18 protein-coding genes are annotated in these 18,090 nt (G+C 76.9%); 11 read left to right on the forward strand and 7 right to left on the reverse strand.

Going from position 1 to position 18,090, the window contains the following annotated elements; all coding sequences use genetic code 11:
• Positions 1-68: 68 nt before the first annotated feature.
• Entirely contained in the window at positions 69-911 is an 843-nt protein-coding gene (locus tag IEY75_RS00610) for a UbiA family prenyltransferase (protein WP_189112159.1), read from the reverse strand.
• 199 nt (positions 912-1,110) lie between these two features.
• Between IEY75_RS00610 and IEY75_RS00615 the strand changes: the two genes are divergently transcribed.
• From IEY75_RS00615 to IEY75_RS00645, 7 genes are all read left to right on the forward strand, one after another.
• Positions 1,111-1,899, forward strand: a complete 789-nt coding sequence (locus tag IEY75_RS00615) for a class I SAM-dependent methyltransferase (RefSeq protein ID WP_189112160.1) — start codon at positions 1,111-1,113, stop codon at positions 1,897-1,899.
• Positions 1,892-3,040: an acyl-CoA dehydrogenase family protein gene (locus tag IEY75_RS00620; RefSeq protein ID WP_189112161.1), complete on the forward strand. Its 1,149-nt coding sequence runs from the start codon at positions 1,892-1,894 to the stop codon at positions 3,038-3,040. Before IEY75_RS00615 ends, IEY75_RS00620 begins: the two co-directional genes overlap by 8 nt.
• On the forward strand, positions 3,037-4,140 hold the full coding sequence (locus tag IEY75_RS00625) for a type III polyketide synthase (protein WP_268244312.1): 1,104 nt from the start codon (positions 3,037-3,039) through the stop codon (positions 4,138-4,140). The genes IEY75_RS00620 and IEY75_RS00625 overlap by 4 nt, the downstream gene beginning before the upstream one ends.
• Positions 4,141-4,424: 284 nt before the next feature.
• Complete coding sequence (locus IEY75_RS00630) at positions 4,425-4,910, forward strand: CarD family transcriptional regulator (protein ID WP_116068121.1); 486 nt, start codon at positions 4,425-4,427, stop codon at positions 4,908-4,910.
• A gap of 37 nt (positions 4,911-4,947) precedes the next feature.
• On the forward strand, positions 4,948-5,838 hold the full coding sequence (locus IEY75_RS00635; protein WP_189112163.1) for an IspD/TarI family cytidylyltransferase: 891 nt from the start codon (positions 4,948-4,950) through the stop codon (positions 5,836-5,838).
• 10 nt (positions 5,839-5,848) lie between these two features.
• A complete protein-coding gene (ispF, locus tag IEY75_RS00640; protein WP_189112164.1) occupies positions 5,849-6,325 on the forward strand; it encodes a 2-C-methyl-D-erythritol 2,4-cyclodiphosphate synthase in 477 nt (158 codons plus the stop codon).
• Positions 6,326-6,327: 2 nt separating this feature from the next.
• Positions 6,328-7,629 (forward strand): tetratricopeptide repeat protein, encoded by a 1,302-nt coding sequence (locus tag IEY75_RS00645; protein ID WP_189112165.1) that lies wholly within the window; start codon positions 6,328-6,330, stop codon positions 7,627-7,629.
• Positions 7,630-7,777: 148 nt separating this feature from the next.
• On the opposite strand, the gene IEY75_RS00650 is transcribed toward IEY75_RS00645, so the two are convergent.
• From IEY75_RS00650 to IEY75_RS00660, 3 genes are all read right to left on the reverse strand, one after another.
• Positions 7,778-8,203, reverse strand: coding sequence for a hypothetical protein (locus tag IEY75_RS00650; protein ID WP_189112166.1), 426 nt, complete (start codon positions 8,201-8,203; stop codon positions 7,778-7,780).
• Between the two features lie 4 nt (positions 8,204-8,207).
• Positions 8,208-8,618, reverse strand: coding sequence for a hypothetical protein (locus tag IEY75_RS00655; RefSeq protein ID WP_189112167.1), 411 nt, complete (start codon positions 8,616-8,618; stop codon positions 8,208-8,210).
• Between the two features lie 95 nt (positions 8,619-8,713).
• Positions 8,714-9,880 (reverse strand): homogentisate 1,2-dioxygenase, encoded by a 1,167-nt coding sequence (locus tag IEY75_RS00660; RefSeq protein ID WP_189112168.1) that lies wholly within the window; start codon positions 9,878-9,880, stop codon positions 8,714-8,716.
• Positions 9,881-10,070: 190 nt separating this feature from the next.
• On the opposite strand from IEY75_RS00660, the gene IEY75_RS00665 reads away from it, so the two are divergent.
• The 4 genes from IEY75_RS00665 to IEY75_RS00680 all read left to right on the forward strand — a co-directional run bounded on the left by IEY75_RS00665 (position 10,071) and on the right by IEY75_RS00680 (position 14,331).
• Positions 10,071-10,967, forward strand: a complete 897-nt coding sequence (locus IEY75_RS00665; RefSeq protein ID WP_189112169.1) for a hypothetical protein — start codon at positions 10,071-10,073, stop codon at positions 10,965-10,967.
• A gap of 25 nt (positions 10,968-10,992) precedes the next feature.
• On the forward strand, positions 10,993-12,177 hold the full coding sequence (gene fahA / locus IEY75_RS00670) for a fumarylacetoacetase (RefSeq protein ID WP_229789249.1): 1,185 nt from the start codon (positions 10,993-10,995) through the stop codon (positions 12,175-12,177).
• 166 nt (positions 12,178-12,343) lie between these two features.
• Positions 12,344-12,823 (forward strand): SRPBCC family protein, encoded by a 480-nt coding sequence (locus IEY75_RS00675; protein WP_229789250.1) that lies wholly within the window; start codon positions 12,344-12,346, stop codon positions 12,821-12,823.
• A gap of 62 nt (positions 12,824-12,885) precedes the next feature.
• On the forward strand, positions 12,886-14,331 hold the full coding sequence (locus IEY75_RS00680) for an outer membrane protein assembly factor BamB family protein (RefSeq protein WP_189112171.1): 1,446 nt from the start codon (positions 12,886-12,888) through the stop codon (positions 14,329-14,331).
• Positions 14,332-14,337: 6 nt separating this feature from the next.
• On the opposite strand, the gene IEY75_RS00685 is transcribed toward IEY75_RS00680, so the two are convergent.
• Genes IEY75_RS00685 through IEY75_RS00695 form a run of 3 tightly spaced genes read right to left on the reverse strand, consistent with a single transcriptional unit; the run spans position 14,338 to position 17,912 of the window.
• Positions 14,338-16,008, reverse strand: a complete 1,671-nt coding sequence (locus IEY75_RS00685; protein ID WP_189112172.1) for a fumarate hydratase — start codon at positions 16,006-16,008, stop codon at positions 14,338-14,340.
• 38 nt (positions 16,009-16,046) lie between these two features.
• Positions 16,047-17,327: a PQQ-binding-like beta-propeller repeat protein gene (locus IEY75_RS00690; protein WP_189112173.1), complete on the reverse strand. Its 1,281-nt coding sequence runs from the start codon at positions 17,325-17,327 to the stop codon at positions 16,047-16,049.
• Between the two features lie 54 nt (positions 17,328-17,381).
• Positions 17,382-17,912 carry an Lrp/AsnC family transcriptional regulator gene (locus tag IEY75_RS00695; RefSeq protein WP_229789251.1) on the reverse strand — a complete coding sequence of 177 codons (531 nt, stop codon included), beginning with the start codon at positions 17,910-17,912 and terminating at the stop codon, positions 17,382-17,384.
• Positions 17,913-18,090 lie beyond the last annotated feature (178 nt).

The raw sequence follows: 18,090 nt of genomic DNA on the forward strand, positions 1-18,090 counted from the left end.
CCCCGGGTCAGGGCGGCGATGCACCGCAGCCCAGCCTAGTGGCCCGCGATCGGTCGCGAGCGCGGACCCTAACCGAGCGCGTGGGCCCCGCCGACGAGCAGCGCGACATCCAGCACCGCCAGCCCGAGGACGGCCCGGAAGGCGTACACCTGCCGGCTGCCGCGGCGGGCGGCGCGCCGGTCGGCCAGGCCGCCGGCCGCCAGCGCGGCGGCCGCGGCGCCGAGCGCGGCCCACCCCCACCAGGCCGGCGGGCCGGGCGGGCCGAGCGTCAGCGCCGCCGTGGCGCCGGCCAGCAGAAGCGCCCCCGCCGCCCGGGCGCCGCGCGGGCCGAGCCGCTGGGGCAGCCCGCGCACCCCGGTCAGCGCGTCGTCGGCCAGGTCGGGCAGGGCGTTGGCGAAGTGGGCGCCCGCGCCGAGCATGGCGCCCGCGGCGGGCAGCCAGAGCGGCGGCGGGTCGCCGTCGGGCGCGGCGAGCAGGACGAAGACCGGCAGGGCGCCGAACGAGAAGGCGTACGGCAGGACCGAGGCCGGCGTGCCCTTCAGCGGCCAGTCGTAGGCCAGCGCGCTCAGCAGCGCCGCGACCATGACCAGGCCGGGGCGCGGGCCGGTGCTCAGCGACAGCGCCACACACGCGAGCGCCGCGCCGGCCGCGGCCAGCGCGGCGGCCCGGACCGGCAGGTGGCCGGCGGCCACCGGCTTGTCCCGGCGGCCCGCCCGGGCGTCGCGGCGGGCGTCGACGGCGTCGTTCAGCCAGCCGACCGCGAGCTGGCTGGCCAGGACGGCGCCGCAGACGCGCAGCAGGGACGCCGGCGGATGCCCGCCGCCGTACGCCAGCAGCCCCGTGAGGGCGGTGACCGCGGCGGCGGGCTCAGGGTGGCTGGCGCGCAGGAACGCCCACCCGCGTCCGCGCATCGCCTACCCTGCCCGGCCGTGCCGGGACACGGCGTGGCGCTGCCGACCGTGCCGGGGCACAACTGAGTACGGCGACCGGGCCGTCGGCGAGGGGGTGCCCCGCCGGGACGGCAGCCGTGACATGCCGGTCACAGTAGACCGCGGGTGCCCGGCCCGCCAGACCTGTTGTGCACGACAGATCCGTGCCAGTCTCTTTCCTATGCGGACGGTAGCGGACGGCCCGATCGCGGACGGCCCGATCGCGGACGGCCCGGTCGATTCGCCCGCCGGGCGGCGGGCGGGGCTGCGGCGCAACGACCCCCGGCAGTACGACCTGCTCGCCGACCAGTGGTGGCGCCCCGGTGGCGCCTTCGCCGTCCTGCGCTGGCTGGCCGCGGCGCGGGCGGCGTTGGTACCCGCGGCCCGGCGCCCCGGCGCCCTGCTGCTCGACCTCGGCTGCGGCGGCGGCCTGCTCGCCCCGCACGTGGCGGGCCTCGGGTACCGCCACGTGGGCGTCGACGTGACCGGTTCGGCGCTGCGGCTGGCGGCCGGTCGGGGCGTGCGCCCTGTCCTCGCCGACGCCACGGCGCTGCCGCTGCCCGACGGGTGCGCCGACGTCGTCGTCGCCGGCGAGCTGTTCGAGCACGTCACGGACCTGCCGGCGGCGGTGGGCGAGGCGTGCCGGGTGCTCGCCCCCAGCGGCGTCCTGGTCCTGGACACCCTCAACGACACCCGGCTGAGCCGCTTCCTCACGGTGACCGTCGCCGAGCGCCTGCCGCGGGTGCCGGCCGGCCTGCACGACCCGGCCCGGTACGTCGACCCGCGGCGCCTCGGCGCCCTGTGCGCCCGGCACGGCGTCCGGCTGCGGGTCCGCGGCGCCCGGCCGACCACCTGGCCGACGCTGCGCTGGCTGCTCTGCGGCGACGACCGCGGCCGGGTGGTGCCGACCCGGTCCACGGCGGTGCTCTACCAGGGCGTCGGCGTCCGCTGGGACGGCCCCCGTGGCTGACCCGGTCGCCGAGGCGGCGCGGCTGGCGCCCCGGTTCGCGGCCCGGGCGGCGGCGCACGACGCGGCGGGCAGCTTCCCGGCCGCCGACTTCGCCGACCTGGCCGCGGCGGGGCTGGGCGGCCTCATGGTGCCCGCCCGGCTCGGCGGCGGCGGCGCGGGCTTCGGCACGTATGTCGACGTGGCCCACGCGCTGGCCCGCGGCAGCGGCGCGACGGCGCTGGTCTACAACATGCACGCCTCGGTCACCGGCGCGCTGGCCGCCCTCACCGAGGACCTCGCGCTGGACCTGGGGGTCGGCGACGCCGCCCTGGCCGCCCGGGACGCCGCGCTCGCGGACGCCGCGGCGGGCGCCTGGTACGCGGTGGCGATGAGCGAGCGGGGCGTCGGCTCCCGCCTGTCCCGCCTGCGCACCACCTACGCCCCGGCCCCCGGCGGGTACCGGATCACCGGCGCGAAGACGTTCTGCTCGGGCGCCGGCCACGCCGACGCCTACCTCGTCGCCGCCCGGGTGGACGACCGGGTCAGCCAGTTCCTGGTGCCGGCCGACACGCCCGGGCTCACCGTCCAGCGGACCTGGGACGCCCTGGGGATGCGGGCCACCTGCTCGCACGACCTGGCGATCGACGTCACCGTCCCGGCGCGCGCCCTGCTCGGCGGGGTCGAGGGGCTGGCCCTGGCTGTCGCCGCCCTGATGCCGCACTGGATGGTGGCCAGCTACGCCGCGGTGTACGCGGGGGTCGCCCGGGCGGCGGTCGACGCCGCCGCGGCGCAGGTCACCGCGTCCGGGCACGCCGACCTGCCCGCCGTGCGGGCGCGGCTGGGGCGGGCCGACGCGGCCGCGGCCGCGGCCCGGCAGGCGGTCCGGGAGGCGGCCCGCCGGGTCGACGCCGCGCCGGACGCCGCGGCGACCCGGCGCTGGGTGTGGCGGGCGAAGCTGCTGGCCGGGGACACCGCCGCCGAGGTCACCGCCTCGATGCTCGCCGCCGCGGGCACCTCGGCGACCCGCCGCGGCCACCCGCTGGAGCGGCTGTTCCGGGACGCCCGATGCGGCGCCCTGCAGCCGCCGACCTCCGACGTGTGCGCCGACTGGCTCGGCGCCGCCGCCCTGGACGCGGACCCCGACGCGGCGGACCGCTGGTGACCGCCCCGCCCGCGGAGCCCCCGCGCCCGCAGAATGGTGCCGCCCGGATCGCCGGGATCGGGGTGGCCATGCCGCCGCCGACGCGCCAGAGCGCGCTGTGGGAGGGCTTCTTCGCCGCGCACTTCGCCGGCCGGGTCCGGCCGCTGGCCGAGCGGATCTTCGCCAACGCCGGCGTGACCACCCGCCAGGCCGTCCTGAACCCGCTGGAGGAGGACGTCACCTCCTGGTCGACGGGCCGGCGGATGAGCCGGTTCGCGGTCGAGGTGCTGCCGCTGGGCGCCGCGGCGGTCAGCCGGGCGCTCGCCGACGCCGGCCTGGCGGCGGCCGACGTGGGCCTGCTGGCCGTGTGCTCGTGCACCGGCTACGCCACGCCGGGGCTGGACATCCTGCTCGCCCACCAGTTGGGCCTGGCGCCGTCGGCCCAGCGGCTGTTCGTCGGCCACATGGGCTGCTACGCGGCCCTGCCCGGCCTGGGTACCGCCGCGGACTTCGTCAGCGCCCGTCAGCGCCCGGCGGTGCTGCTCTGCGCCGAACTGACCAGCCTGCACGCGCAGCCCGCGACCTCCGACGCGCAGCAGATCGTGGCGCACGCGCTGTTCGCGGACGCCGCCGCGGCGGTGGTGCTGATGCCCGGGGCCGGCCCGGGGTACGCGGTGCGCGACGTGGTGTCGGTCACCGACACCGCGACGGCCGACCTCATGACCTGGACGGTGACCGACCTCGGCTTCCGCATGGGCCTGTCACCGAAGGTGCCCGACGTCCTGGCCGTGCACGTGGCGGCGCTGGTGCGGGACCTGCTGGGCGCGCACGGCCTCGCCGCGCCGGACGTCGGAGGCTGGGCCGTCCATCCGGGTGGCCCGCGCATCCTCCGGGTGGTGGAGGCCGAGCTGGGGCTGCCGGAGCCCGCGCTGGCGGCCTCGCGGGCGGTGCTGGACCGGTACGGCAACTGCTCCTCGCCCACGGTCCTGCTGATCCTCGACGCGCTGACCAGGCAGACGCCGCCGCCGCGGTACGTGGTGATGCTGGCGTTCGGCCCGGGACTCACGCTGTACGCGGCGCTCCTGGAGGCCGACGGGGAGCGCCGCTCGACGAGCGGGTGACGCCGTGCGGCCGATGCGGATGAAGACGGCGCCTACCGCTTTTCCGACATCTGGCCGTTTCTGCTACTGATGGCTGCATTTTCCACGCGGCAGCCATATACCCCGGTAAACAGTTACCGTGATGAATCCATTACGCTACGTTACGAAACGCGGTCGTGGTGCGCTTGTCAAGCGGTAGCAATGCGACTCACATGTGCTCTGAGCTGCATATACGACCACTGTCGCGGGGGGACACCGGTCTCGGAGCGTGTTACCCTAGACACAGCGAAAGGGGTTTCGAACCTATGGTTTTCAGTGTCGGCGAGACCGTTGTTTACCCCCACCACGGGGCCGCACTCATCGAGGCAATCGAGACCCGGGTCATCAAGGGCGAGGAGAAGCTCTACCTCGTCCTCAGGGTCGCGCAAGGTGACCTGACGGTCCGGGTCCCCGCGGAGAACGCCGAGATCGTGGGCGTGCGTGAGGTGGTGGGCGAGGAGGGCCTGAGCAAGGTCTTCGACGTGCTGCGCGCGCCGCACACCGAGGAGCCGACCAACTGGTCGCGCCGCTACAAGGCCAACCTCGAAAAGCTGGCCTCGGGCAACCCGCTCAAGGTCGCCGAGGTCGTCCGCGACCTGTGGCGCCGCGAGCGCGAGCGCGGCCTGTCGGCCGGCGAGAAGCGGATGCTCGCCAAGGCCCGCGACATCCTCGTCGGCGAGGTCGCCCTCGCCGAGAAGAGCACCAAGGACGAGGCGGAGATCCTGCTCGACAAGGTCCTGACCGAGGCCTGAGCCCCTTCGTCGATCTGTATCGTTCCGGGACCGCGACGTGACCACGCAGCCAGTACTGCGCGGTGACGTCGCGGTCCTCGTTCCGGCAGCCGGTCTCGGCACCCGACTCGGTCCCGGAGCCCCGAAGGCACTGCGCACCCTGGGCGGCGTACCCATTCTCTGGCACGCCGTGCACCGGCTCGCCGCGGCGCCCAGCGTCGCGGCCGTGGTCGTGGCGGCGCCGCGGGGCCAGGTCGACCCGGTCCGCGCGCTGCTCGCCGATGCCATCGTCACCTCCGTCCGGTCCACGTCGGGATCGGTGCGCGGGGCCGCCGCCGGAGCGGGGGATGTCTCCGGGGCGGCCACCGCGGCACCGGGTTACCTATCCGACGCTCCTTCCCGGCTCCCCGTTCCCGCTCTGACCAGGGCAGTTGTGGCCGAGTCCGCGCGCGCGCCGGCCGCGGGCGGGGGTCGGTGCGGGCCGGCGCTGTACGTCGTGGAGGGCGGGGCGAGCCGGCAGGAGTCGGTCGCGGCCGCCCTCGCCGCCGTACCGGCGGGGCTGGACATCGTCGCCGTCCACGACGCCGCGCGCGCGCTCACGCCGCCGGAACTGGTCGAGCGGGTCGCCGCCGCGGTGCGCGCGGGCGCGCCGGCCGTGGTGCCCGTGCTGCCCGTGGTGGACACGGTGCGCGCCGTCGACGTCGCCGGGGCGCTGGCGGGCGTCGTCGACCGGGCCGGCCTGCGCCGGATCCAGACCCCGCAGGGGTTCCGCCGGTCCGTCCTCGTCGAGGCGCACGCCCGGTCCGGCCCCGCGCACACCGACGACGCGGGGCTGGTCGAGGCGTGGGGTGTGCCCGTCGCGGCGGTGGCCGGGGCGGAGGAGGCGTTCAAGATCACCACCCCCTACGACCTGGCCCTCGCCACGGCCCTGCTGACCGCGGCGCCGTAGGCTTTCCGGTGTGAACGCCCCCCGGATCGGCATCGGCACCGACGTGCACGCCTTCGACCCCGACCGGTCGTGCTGGGTCGCCGGCCTGCACTGGCCGGACGCCCCCGGCCTCGCCGGCCACTCCGACGGCGACGTCGCCGCCCACGCCGCGTGCGACGCGCTCCTGTCGGCCGCCGGGCTCGGCGACCTCGGCGCCAACTACGGGACCGACCGGCCCGAGTGGAGCGGCGCGGCCGGCGTGGCGCTGCTCGCCGAGACCGCCCGCCGGGTCCGCGCGGCGGGCTTCACCATCGGCAACGTGTCCGTCCAGGTCATCGGTGTGCGACCCAGGATCGGACCGCGGCGGGCCGAGGCGCAGGAGGCGCTGTCCGCGGCGGTCGGCGCTCCGGTCACCGTCGCGGGTACCACCACCGACGGCCTCGGGCTCACCGGCCGCGCCGAGGGGCTGGCGGCGGTCGCCGTGGCGCTGCTGCAGGCGGGCGGCTGACGGTGGACGCGGCGGCCCGCGAGCGTGCGCTCCTGCTGGCGGCACTCGGCCACTACGACGAGGCACTCGCCGAACTGGCCCCGCCCGCGGGCGGAGCCGGGGCGGACCCCGTGCAGGGCGCGTCGCCAGGCGAGGTGGAGGCGGCCGGCGGTGGGGCGGTCGAGAGCCGGAGCGGCCCGGGTACCGCGGCTGAGGTCGATCCGGCGCTGGTGGTGCTGCGGGCGCAGATCGCGCTCGCGGCCGGCCGCGCGCCGCTGGCGCTGGAGTTCCTCACGGGCGCCCCGGCCGATGTCGCGGTCCTCGACACCCGGGCGATGGCCCTGGTCGACCTGCGCCGGTTCCGGGACGCGGCGCGGCTCGGCAGCGAGATCCTCGACGGCCGGGCGACCGACGTGGACGCGCTCTGCGCCGGGGCGGGCATCCTGGCGGTGGCGCGCAACGGCCCGCGCGCGCTGTCGGCGGCGTGGGACGCCGTCCGGCTCGCCCCGGAGCAGGCGCGCACCCACCTGGTGCTCGGCCTGGTCGCGGCGGGCCTGGGGCAGTACGAGCTGGCGGCGCGCGCGTACGCCGAGGCGCTGGACCGCGAGCCCGACCTGCAGAGCCTCGCCACCGACCCCGGCGTGGGCCGCCTCGCCCTCCGCCGCCAGCACCAGGCTCTGGAGCACCTGCTGGGCCTCGCCGCATCCGGTACGTCCCTCAAGGCGGCCGCCGCGCGCGCACCGACGCCGCCGACGCACGACCGCGGTGAGACCGACCACGGCGATGCCGCCCGCGACCGCGGTGCGACCGACCGCGGCCGCGGCGGTGCGGGCCGTCGTGGCAAGGGCGAGGGCTCGGCGGAGGCGGGGCGGCGATTCGCGGCCTCCCGGCCGGCGGCTGATCGTCCCGCGGCGGCCGCGCCGCCGTCCGGAGCCGGGCCGCGGGCCGCCGCCACGCCGTCCGGGGGCGGGTATCCAGCCGCGGACGGCGGCGCGGCCGCGGCACCGGCGGGCGGGGCGGGCTTCGGGCGGCGCGTGTGCGGTACCGCCGGCGGTGCCGGGCTGGTGGTGCTGCTGGGGCTGCCGGTGCTGGACGGGGCCGCCCGGCTGCTGGCCGCGCTCGCCGCGCTCGTGGTCGTCGCCGCCGCGGCGGTGCTCTGGTGGCGGTCTGGTCGACAGCCGGCCCCCGGCCGGTACCGGCTCGCAGCCCTGGCCGGCGCCCTGCTCACGGCGGGGGCACTCGCCGCAGGGGCGGCCGGAGCCGGCTGGTGGCCGACCGCCGCGGCAACCGCCGCCGCGCTCCTGCTCGCCTGGCGTGCCCGCTAGCCCACGCCCGTCCGGCGAAGGCGCCCCGGCTCCAGGCCGGCGGCCAAGCCCGACCATCCCGGCCGCAGGGTCGTCATCCCCGCTCACCCGTCGATCTCGGTCCCCGTTCTACCGGGGTAACGACGACATCGACGGGTGAGCGGGACTGCTAGGCGGTTTCGGTGAAGGACGCGGTGACCTTGCCGGCGGTCAGGTAGACGTTCACCCGGCCCGCGCGCAGGTCGAGGGTGACCGTGTAGCAGCGGTCGTCCGCGCCGATGACCCGGACCGGCGTGTTCGCGCCGACCTTGGTCTGGAGCTGGGCGACCGTGAGGCCGGCGTACGGCGTCGGCTTCGGGAACATCGCCGCCCGCTCCGCCGCCGTGCACGGCGTGCCGGACTGGTCCGGCGCCCCGCCCCGGGTGTCCGGCGGAGCCGCCGAGGGCGGCGCGAAGCCGTCCGGCGGCATCGAACCGGGCGCCGGGCTGGCCGGTGCGGCTTCGGGGGCGGCCGCGGGGTCGGCGCAGCCGGTGGTCAGGAAGGCGGTCAGGACGGCGGTGCCGAGCACCGCGGACCGGGTCAGGCGTGTGCGCATGGTCTCATCCCATCGACGAGCGGACGACGAGGCCGTTCTCCAGGTAGAGGTTGGTGCGCTGGGGGCGGTAGTCCCGGGTGAGCGGCGTGCACCACCCATCCTCACCGACCACCCGTACGTCCGCACCGGCGCGGAGCCGCGCCCTCACCTGGCCGAGGGTCAGCCCGGCGTGGGTGGTACCGCCGCCGGCCAGCGCGTCGTCGGCCGTACACGGATGCGTGCCCGACGGGCCTTCGGGGGCGGGTTCGGCGGGGTCGGCGGGGGCGGTCCGGGCGGCCGCGCTGGGGGACATCGCGGGGGTGAACAGCGCGAACGCGGCACCTATCGCCAGGAGGGACGTGCCGGAGAGAAAGAGTCGGCGTCTGCCGCGCCGACGGTGCGACGCCGCGGCGGCGTCGGGTCCAGTGCTGTTCATGTCGGTACGACGCAACCCGCCGTTCGGCGGATCCATCCTGACTCGGTAATAACCCGAACGGGGGTGGTCGGCCCGACCACCCCCGTGCTCGCGGCCTACGGCTGGCGGTTCCAGGTCCAGGCGTAGTTCTCGTCCTCGACGGCCAGCGCCGGCTCGCACAGGTCCAGGGGGCGGAACGTGTCGACCATCACGGCCAGCTCGTCGAAGTACTCGGCGCCGATCGACCGCTCGGCCGCACCCGGCTGCGGGCCGTGGGTGAAGCCGGACGGGTGCAGCGAGATCGACCCCTGCCCGATGCCCGAGCCGCGCCGGGCCTCGTAGTTGCCGCCGGTGTAGAACAGCACCTCGTCGGAGTCGACGTTGTGGTGGTTGTACGGCACCGGGATCGCCAGCGGGTGGTAGTCGACCTTGCGCGGGACGAACGAGCAGATGACGAAGTTCGGCCCCTGGAAGGTCTGGTGGGCCGGCGGCGGCTGGTGGATGCGGCCGGTGATCGGCTCGTAGTCGTGGATCGAGAAGATCCAGGGGTACTGCATCCCGTCCCAGCCCACGACGTCGAACGGGTGCCGGGCGTAGGTGTGCCGGGTCCAGCCGCGGCGGTGCTGGACGAGCACGTCCACGTCCGCGGCGTCCACGTGGATCAGCTCGTGCGGGCCGCGGATGTCGCGCTCGCAGTACGGGGCGTGCTCCAGGAACTGGCCGCGCACCGACAGGAACCGCTTCGGCGGCCCGATGTGCCCGCTGGCCTCGATGACGAACAGGCGCACCGGCGCGTCGCCGGTGGGCACCACCCGGAAGATGACCGAAGTGGGGATGAGGACGTAGTCGCCGGCCACGGCGTCGAGGACGCCGAAGGTGGTCTCGATCCGGGCGGCGCCGGCCTCGACGTACAGGCACTCGTCGCCGACGGCGTTGCGGTACAGCGGCGAGGGGGTGTCGGCCACGACGTAGGAGAGCCGGACGTCGTCGTTGGCCAGCAGGTGCTGCCGGCCGAGGACCGCGTCGGCGCCCGTGGTGTCCAGCTTGTGGGTGACGAGGTGACGCGGCTTGAGCGGCCGGTTCGGCTGGCGGCTCCAGGCCGGCGGGGTGTACGCCTCGGCGGCGACGATGGCCGTGGGGGCGTGGCGGTGGTACAGCAGGGACGAGTCGGAGGAGAAGCCCTCCTGGCCCATCAGCTCCTCGGCGTACAGGCCGCCGTCGGGCCTGCGGAACTGCGTGTGCCGCTTGCGCGGCACCTCGCCGAGGCTGCGGTAGTACGGCATGGTCGGCCTCCCGAGCGGTCCGTGGCGTGGGACGGGAGAGCGGCCGCGATCCGACGACCCGAGGATCCAACGACCGGACGGCCCGGCGATCCGACGACCGGCGATCCGGTGACCCGATGATCTGGTGACCTGCTGTCCGGTAATCGGACGTTGTTGTCCGCTCTCTGTAGCGTCCACTAGGTTGTGTGCTGTGTCAACGCAGCAGTCCGCGCCCGCCGCCGCGCCGGGCCCCGCCGGGACCGCGCCGGCCGTCCCCGCCCTGTTCGCCGGGCTCGTCGACGACGCCGCGGTCTTCCCGCCCGGCAGCGCACCGCTGCCCGAGGCCGTGTCGGCCCACCGCACCCACCGCGCCGCCTGGTACGCCCCGATGGTCGGCCCGCTCCTGCTGCCCGCCTCCGCCCTGGCGGCCGCCGCGGACCTGCTCGGCGACGGGGAGCGGATGACCGCCGGGCTGATCGGCGACACCGGCGTCGCCGGCCTCCCGGCCGCCCTGGCGAAAGCCGACCCGCGCCTGGAGATCCGGCAGGCCGAGGTCGCGGTGGCCAAGCGCGGCGAGGACCCGCAGCCCGGCCTCGCGGCACTGGTCGGGCACTACCGGTCCCGCCCCCAGCTACGCGGCTATGCCGAGATTCCGCTGGCCGCCGGGCTGCTGGGCGCCCTCGACGCGGTGGCGCAGGCCCGCGCCGACGGGGTGTCCGTCGCGCCCAAGTTCCGCACCGGCGGGCTGGCCGCCGAGCTGTTCCCCACGCCCGTGGAGCTGGCCGCCGTGATCTGCGCCTGCCGGGACCGGGAGCTGCCGTTCAAGCTCACCGCGGGGCTGCACCGGGCCGTCCGGTACACGGACGCCGGTACCGGCTTCACCCACCACGGCTTCCTCAACGTCGTCGTGGCGGCGCTGGCCGCGGCGCGCGACGCCGAGGTCGACGAGACCGCCGCGCTGCTCGCCGCGACCGACCCGGAGCCGCTGGTCGCCGCCGCCGCCGACCGGCTGACCGACGCGCGCCCGCTGTGGGTCGGGTACGGCTCGTGCAGCGTGGCCGAGCCACTGGAGGACCTGGCCCGGCTCGGACTCATCCAGATCCCCTGACCACCGCCCGCGCCGAGGAGTGCACGTGCTTGACCTGACCGGACCGTTCGGCATCCACCACCTGCCCTACGGGGTGTTCACCTACGGCGGGGTCGCGCCGCGCGTCGGCGTCCGCGTCGGCGACGCGGTGCTCGACCTCGGCGGCGCCGAGGCCGCCGGCCTGATCGACGCCGGTGGCGCGTTCGGGCAGCCGACGCTCAACGCGCACCTCGCGCAGGGCCGGGCGGCCTGGACCGCGGCCCGGGACCGGATCACCACGCTGCTGCGCGACGAGTCCGCCACGCTCGACGGCCTGGTGTACCCGCTGACCGACGTCACGCTGCTGCTGCCCTTCGCCGTCGGCGACTACGTCGACTTCTACTCCTCGGAGCACCACGCCGCCAACGTCGGCGCGCTGTTCCGCCCGGGTTCGCCGCCGCTGCTGCCGAACTGGAAGCACCTGCCGATCGGGTACCACGGCCGCGCCGGCACGGTCGTCGTCTCCGGCACCGACGTCGTGCGCCCCTGCGGGCAGCGCAAGGCGCCCACGGCCGACGTCCCGACCTACGGCCCCACGGGCCGGCTGGACATCGAGGCGGAGGTCGGGTTCGTCGTCGGCGCCGGCACCGCCCTCGGCGACCGGGTCGGCGTCGCCGACTTCGCCGACCACGTGTTCGGGGTGGTGCTGGTCAACGACTGGTCGGCCCGGGACATCCAGGCGTGGGAGTACCAGCCGCTCGGCCCGTTCCTCGGCAAGAGCTTCGCCACCTCGGTGAGCGCCTGGGTGACGCCCCTGGCGGCGCTGGAGGCCGCCTGGGTGCCGGCGCCCGCGCAGGACCCGGCCGTGCTGCCGTACCTGTCCGGCGGCGGGCACCGGGGCCTGGACCTGGCGCTGGAGGTGGAGTGGAACGGCACGGTCGTCTCGCGGCCGCCGTTCGCGCCGATGTACTGGACGCCGGCCCAGCAGCTCGCGCACCTGACCGTCAACGGCGCCTCGGTGCGCCCCGGCGACCTGTACGCCTCGGGCACCGTCTCCGGCCCCGAGCGGGACCAGACGGGCTCCTTCCTGGAGCTGACCTGGGGCGGCGCGGAGCCGGTGACGGTCGGCGACGCCAAGCGCACCTTCCTGGAGGACGGCGACACGGTCACCGTGCGCGCCACCGCCCCGGGCCGCGACGGCGCCGTGCTGGCCCTGGGGGAGGTCACCGCCACCGTCCTGCCGTCCCGCTGACCCCGCCTGCCTCCGCCCGGCGCTGTGCGGGCACGAGGCCGCCCTGTTTCCGCTGATCCGACCTGGATCAGCGGAAATGACCGCGTCGCCGCGCGGGACCCGCCGCCCCACCCCGGCGGCGGGCTAGGTTGAGGGGTAACAGGGGGTGCGCGTGTCGACGATCACCGTGACGCAGCATGTGGCCGCGCCGGACGGGCTGGTCTGGGACCTGCTCGCCGACGTCGCGGGCCGGCGGGAGTGGCTGTCCACCGCGGGCGCGGTGGAGGCGCTGACGCCGCCGCCGTTCGCGGTCGGCACCCGGTGGCGCGAGACCCACCGGATGCCCGACGGCGAGCAGGTCGCGGAGGAGTACCGGGTGGACGAGTGCGTCCCCGGCCGGCGCTTCGTCATCACCTCGCCCGGCGACGGCGCCGCCTACCGCACCTCCTACACGATCACGCCCGTGACCAGCGGCCGGCACCTCGGCGAGACGCTCGTCACCGTCGCCCAGCACGGGCACGCCGAGGGCCGGCGGGCGCGGCTGCTGGAGGTCGTCCTCGGAGGGCTCGCCGTCCGCACCGCGGAGGGCGCCCTGCGCCAGGAGCTGGCCGACCTCGCCGCCGCGGCGGCCCGCCGCCGGGACGACCCCGGCGCCCCGGCGGCCTAGCCCGCCCGCGGCGCCGGTCCGGGATACGGCGGGGGTGCCGCCGCTGGGTAGTGTGCAGCACCATGGACGACGGCTCTACCGGTCGCCGCCCGCGGGTCCGCGGCCCGCTGGCTGTGCTCCTGGCGTGCGCGCTCCTCGCCGGGCTCGGCGCGCTCGCCGCGTACCGCACCCTGCGGCCCGCCGAGGTGCTCACGCTGGCCCGCGGCCCGTACCCGGCCGGCCCGACGACGCCGCTGCGGGGGTACGGGCGGTTCGCCGACGCGCCGCTGTTCGTCGGCGAGCAGGTGCGGGTGTACGCGAACAAGTACCAGGTGAAGGCCGACGGGCCGGGCAACCAGCGGTTCCAGGCCAGTCCGTACTGGTCGCTGCGGCGCTGGCCGCAGCAGGTGCTCGGGGTGGTCGTGGCCGCCGGCCGGGCGGTGACCCGGTGGTCCGACGGGGAGCTGACGGCCACCGACGTGCGCTCCGGCGCGGTCGCCTGGCGCCAGCCCGGCCCGGCGGTCCCCGCCGGCGCGCGGTACACCGGGCGCCGCGACGGCGCCGGCAGCGTCTACGCCCCCGACGGGATGCACACCGCCGCGGACACCGTGATCGTCCGCGGGCGGACCGAGACGGTGGCCTACGACCCGGCGGGCGCGGTCCGCTGGCGGGAGCCGGCCGGCGCGTGCCCGGTGGAGAGCTTCACCACGACCGACGGCCGGTACGCGGTCGTCCGCGGCTGCGGGCCGGAGACCGTGGAGTTCCGGGACCCGCGGACCGGGCGGCTGCGGGACACCTGGGCGGCCGGCGGCGCGGTGACGCCGCTGGCCTGCGCGCCCGCCCGCTCGGCCTGCGTCGCCCTGCGCGTCGCCCGCCCCGGCGCGCCCGGCCCGCGGGGCGAGGGCTGGCTGCTCGCCGCGGGCCGGCCCGCCCGGGCCGCGGGGCTCGACAACCCCGGCGCGCTGGCGATGGCCGACGGCCGCGGGCAGGTGCTGGCGGCCACCCTCGCGGACGGTGCCGTCGTCGTCGGCCCCGCGGCCGGCGGCCCGGCGCTGTGGCGGTGGCGGGCGCCCGCGGTCCCGGTCCGGCCGGACCCCGCGACCGCGGCGCTGCTGGGGATTCCGCCGGGGGTCGGCGGACTGCGGCCCGGTACCCCGCTGCCCGGGATTCCGGCGGCGCCGCCCGGCCGCCCCGGCGCGCCGCGCGAACTGGTGGTACCGGGTGCGCCCGCCGTCCGGCACCTGCTCGCCAGCCACGCCGACAGCCTGTACGTCGTGACCGCGCAGAACCGGGTCGCCGAGCTGGACACCCGCACCGGCGCCCTGCGCGCCGGCTTCACCCTGGACCGCTCCGAGGCGGTCCGCACCTGGGTGCCCGGCTGGGCCGTGGCCGGGCCGCACCTGGTGGCGTTCGAGCAGCTCCGGGCCGGCGTGCCCGCGACCCGCGACGACGCCGAGTACTACCTCAGCGGCGAACCGGTGATCGTGGCCGGGCCGTTCTACAACCCCAAGTCCCGGCGGATCGAGTAGCGGCGGTCAGCGCGGCCCGGGGCCGATGGTCAGGGTCGGGGTGGCGGTGGCGGCGAAGAAGTCGTTGCCCTTGTCGTCGACGACGATGAACGCCGGGAAGTCCTCGACCTGGATCTTCCAGACCGCCTCCATGCCCAGCTCGGGGTACTCCAGCACCTCGACCGAGCGGATGCAGTCCTGCGCCAGCCGCGCGGCCGGGCCGCCGATCGAGCCGAGGTAGAAGCCGCCGTACTCCCGGCAGGCCCGGGTCACCTGCGCCGACCGGTTGCCCTTGGCCAGCATCACCAGCGAGCCGCCGGCCGCCTGGAATTTCTCCACGTAGGAGTCCATCCGCCCGGCCGTGGTCGGGCCGAAGGAGCCGGACGCGTAGCCCTCGGGCGTCTTGGCCGGGCCGGCGTAGTAGACCGCGTGGTCGCCCAGGTACGCCGGCATCGGGTGCCCGGCGTCCAACCGCTCGGCGATCTTCGCGTGGGCGATGTCGCGCGCGACCACCAGGGGGCCGGTCAGCGACAGCCGGGTCTTCACGGGGTACCGGGACAGCTCGGCGCGGATCTCGTCCATCGGCCGGTTCAGGTCCACCCGGACGACCTGTCCGCCGTCGAGCGCGGTGTCGGTCACGTCGGGCAGGTACCGGGCCGGGTCGGTGTCCAGCTTCTCCAGCCACACGCCCGACGGCGTGATCTTGGCGACGGCCTGCCGGTCCGCCGAGCACGACACCGCGATCGCCACGGGGCACGAGGCGCCGTGCCGCGGCAGCCGCACGACGCGCACGTCGTGGCAGAAGTACCGGCCGCCGAACTGCGCCCCGATCCCGAACTGCCGGGTCAGCTCCAGCACCTGCTCCTCCAGCTCCCGGTCCCGGAAGCCGTGGGCGGTCATGCCGCCGGCGGTCGGCAGGCTGTCCAGGTACTTGGCCGAGGCGTACTTGGCGGTCTTGAGCGCGAACTCGCCGCTGGTGCCGCCGACGACGACGGCCAGGTGGTACGGCGGGCAGGCCGCGGTGCCGATCAGCCGCAGCTTCTCCTCCAGGAACTGCATCATCCGGGTGGGGTTCAGCAGCGCCTTGGTCTCCTGGTACAGGTAGGACTTGTTCGCCGAGCCGCCGCCCTTGGCCATGAACAGGAACTTGTAGGCGTCCGGCGCCCCGCCCGGGTCCTCGGCGTACAGCTCGATCTGCGCCGGCAGGTTGGTGCCGGTGTTCCTCTCGTCCCACATCGTCAGCGGGGCGAGCTGGGAGTACCGCAGGTTGAGCCGGGTGTACGCCTCGTACACCCCGCGGGCGAGCGCCTCCTCGTCGCGGCCGTCGGTGAGCACGTGCCGGCCGCGCTTGCCCATGACGATCGCGGTGCCGGTGTCCTGGCACATCGGCAGCACGCCGCCGGCGGCGATGTTGGCGTTGCGCAGCAGGTCCAGGGCCACGAACCTGTCGTTGGCGCTGGCGGCAGGGTCGTCCAGGATGCGGCGGAGCTGGGCCAGGTGCGCGGGGCGCAGGAAGTGCGCGATGTCGTGCATCGCCTCGGCGGTGAGCAGGGTGAGCGCCGCCGGCTCGACGGTCAGGAACCGCCGGCCGCCGGGACCCTCGACCACGTCGACGCCCTCGTCGGTGACCAGCCGGTACTCGGTGGTGTCGGTACCCAGCGGCAGCAGGGGGCTGTGGGCGAAGTCGGCGTTGCTCATAACTGGCCAGGGTAATCCCGGCCGCGGCTCCCGGGGCCTCAGGGGGAGTAGCGGGCGTAGCCGATGTCGCCGCCGTCGGCCAGCAGCACCCCGTGCGCCCCGACCGCGGCCACCTCGGCGGCCGAGCGCAGCGTGCGCAGCTCCTGGCCGGTGTCGGGCCGCAGGAGCGCCACCCGCCCGGCCGCGCGGTCGGCGACGACGGCGGCGTACGGGGTCAGGACGGCCGTGGCCGCGGCGCCGACCGGCCGGCGCCAGCCGGCCCCGCCCGCGCCGCCGAACGCCACGGCGTGCAGGACGCCGCCCTCGCGGACCAGCGCCCCCCGGTCGTCCACGGCCAGCGGCTCGCCGGGGCCGCGCCACAGGTCCCGGCCGTCGTGCGCGTCGACCAGGACGGCCGTCGCGCCATCGGCCGCGCGCAGGACGTTGCCGGCGCCGACCGGGTCGGCCGGCGCGCAGCCGGGCCGGGCGGCGCGCGGGTCCAGGTCGGCGCGCTGCCAGGTGGGCGCCGCGGCCACGGGGTCGGCGGCCGGGTCGGTGGCGGTGACGGTACCGCGGCAGGCGCCGCCCTCGGCCGCGGCGCGCAGCCACAGCAGCCGGCCGCCCGCCGCCACGACCCGCTCGCCGGACGCGGGCGGCACGGTGCGGGCGAGCCGGCCGACGAGGGTGTCCACGACGTGCGTGCCGTCGGCCGCCGGTACCGCCAGCAGGGCCGGCATCGGCGCGGGGCCGCCCGCTTCGGCGCCGAGCGGGGTGGGGGCGCGCAGGCGGGGGTGGTCGCCGCGCAGCGCGAAGTCCGGCGCCGGTACGGGCACCCGCCACAGCGGTCGGCTGCCCCGCGGCGGCCAGGCGGTGAGCGCGCAGTCGGCGGGCGCGCCGCAGGCCAGGTCCAGGACCGCGTCCCGGTACGCCCACACGGCCACCGCGGCGCGCTCCTCCCGCAGGTGCCGCCCGCTGGCCGGGTCCCGGACCAGGTACCCGCGCCCCGACCGGTCGCCGGTGACCACGACCGCGTCGGCGCCGTCGCCGCCCACGGCGGACCAGGGGACCTCGTCGCGCCACAGCCGGCGCCCGTCGGCGAGCGCCCGCACCTCGGTGTGCGCCCGGTGCTCGGCCACCAGGACGTCCCCGGTGAGGGTCAGGTCGCGCGGGGCGCCGTCGAGGCGCTGCTGCCAGAGCAGCCCGCCGCCGGCCAGGTCCGGCCCGGCGACCAGGTGCCACAGCGGCGCGACCGGGTTCCAGACGCCGGTCGCGGCGAGGGCGACCAGGACGGCCGCCGCGAGCCCCAGCCAGCACGGGACGCAGGACCTGAGACGCGACACCCGAGCACCGTACGCACCCGGCGGCGCCGGGCGCAGCGCGGCCCGGTCCGCCGCTCAGCCGGCGGCGTCGGCGGGCGGCTCCGTGGGCGGCAGGGGCACGCCGACCGCGGCCTGGACCAGCGGGAGGGTGCGCAGCGGGATCCGCTCCGCCAGCGCGATGAACGTCGAGGCGCGCACGATGCCGTCGTACCCCACCACGTGGTCCAGGACGCGCTGCAGGTCGGCGTTCGAGCGCGCGACGATCCGGCACAGCAGGTCGCCGGCCCCGGAGATCGTGTGCGCCTCCAGCACCTCCGGGATGTCGCGCAGGTGGTCGGCGACGGCGTGGTGCCCGTACCGCTGCCGGATCTCCAGCGTCACGAAGGCCATCACCCGGTAGCCGAGGGCGGCCGGCTCGATCTCCGGCCCGAAGCCCTTGATCACGCCCCGGGCCTGGAGCTTGTCGAGCCGCGCCTGGACGGTCCCGCGGGCCACGCGCAGGCGCCGGGACAGTTCGAGGACGCCGATGCGGGGCTCGGCGGTGAGCAGGTCGACCAGCCGCGCGTCGAGCGCATCGATCGCCGTGGGGCCGGCGCCGGTGGGCACGGCCGCTCCTCTCGGCCGCCCGCGCGGCTGGGTCGAATGACCGGGTGACCCCTTCGGGGCTGGTCAGATTGTGCAGCGGTACCGCGGTGCTGGGTACCGTTGCGCACAAGCTGACCAGCAGCTTAGGGGCCAGTTGCCCAGCCGGCCAGTGTTCGGCATGCTCGGGGTCCCATCGCCG

It is taken from the genome of Pilimelia terevasa, assembly GCF_014647915.1.
Lineage (GTDB): Bacteria > Actinomycetota > Actinomycetes > Mycobacteriales > Micromonosporaceae > Pilimelia > Pilimelia terevasa.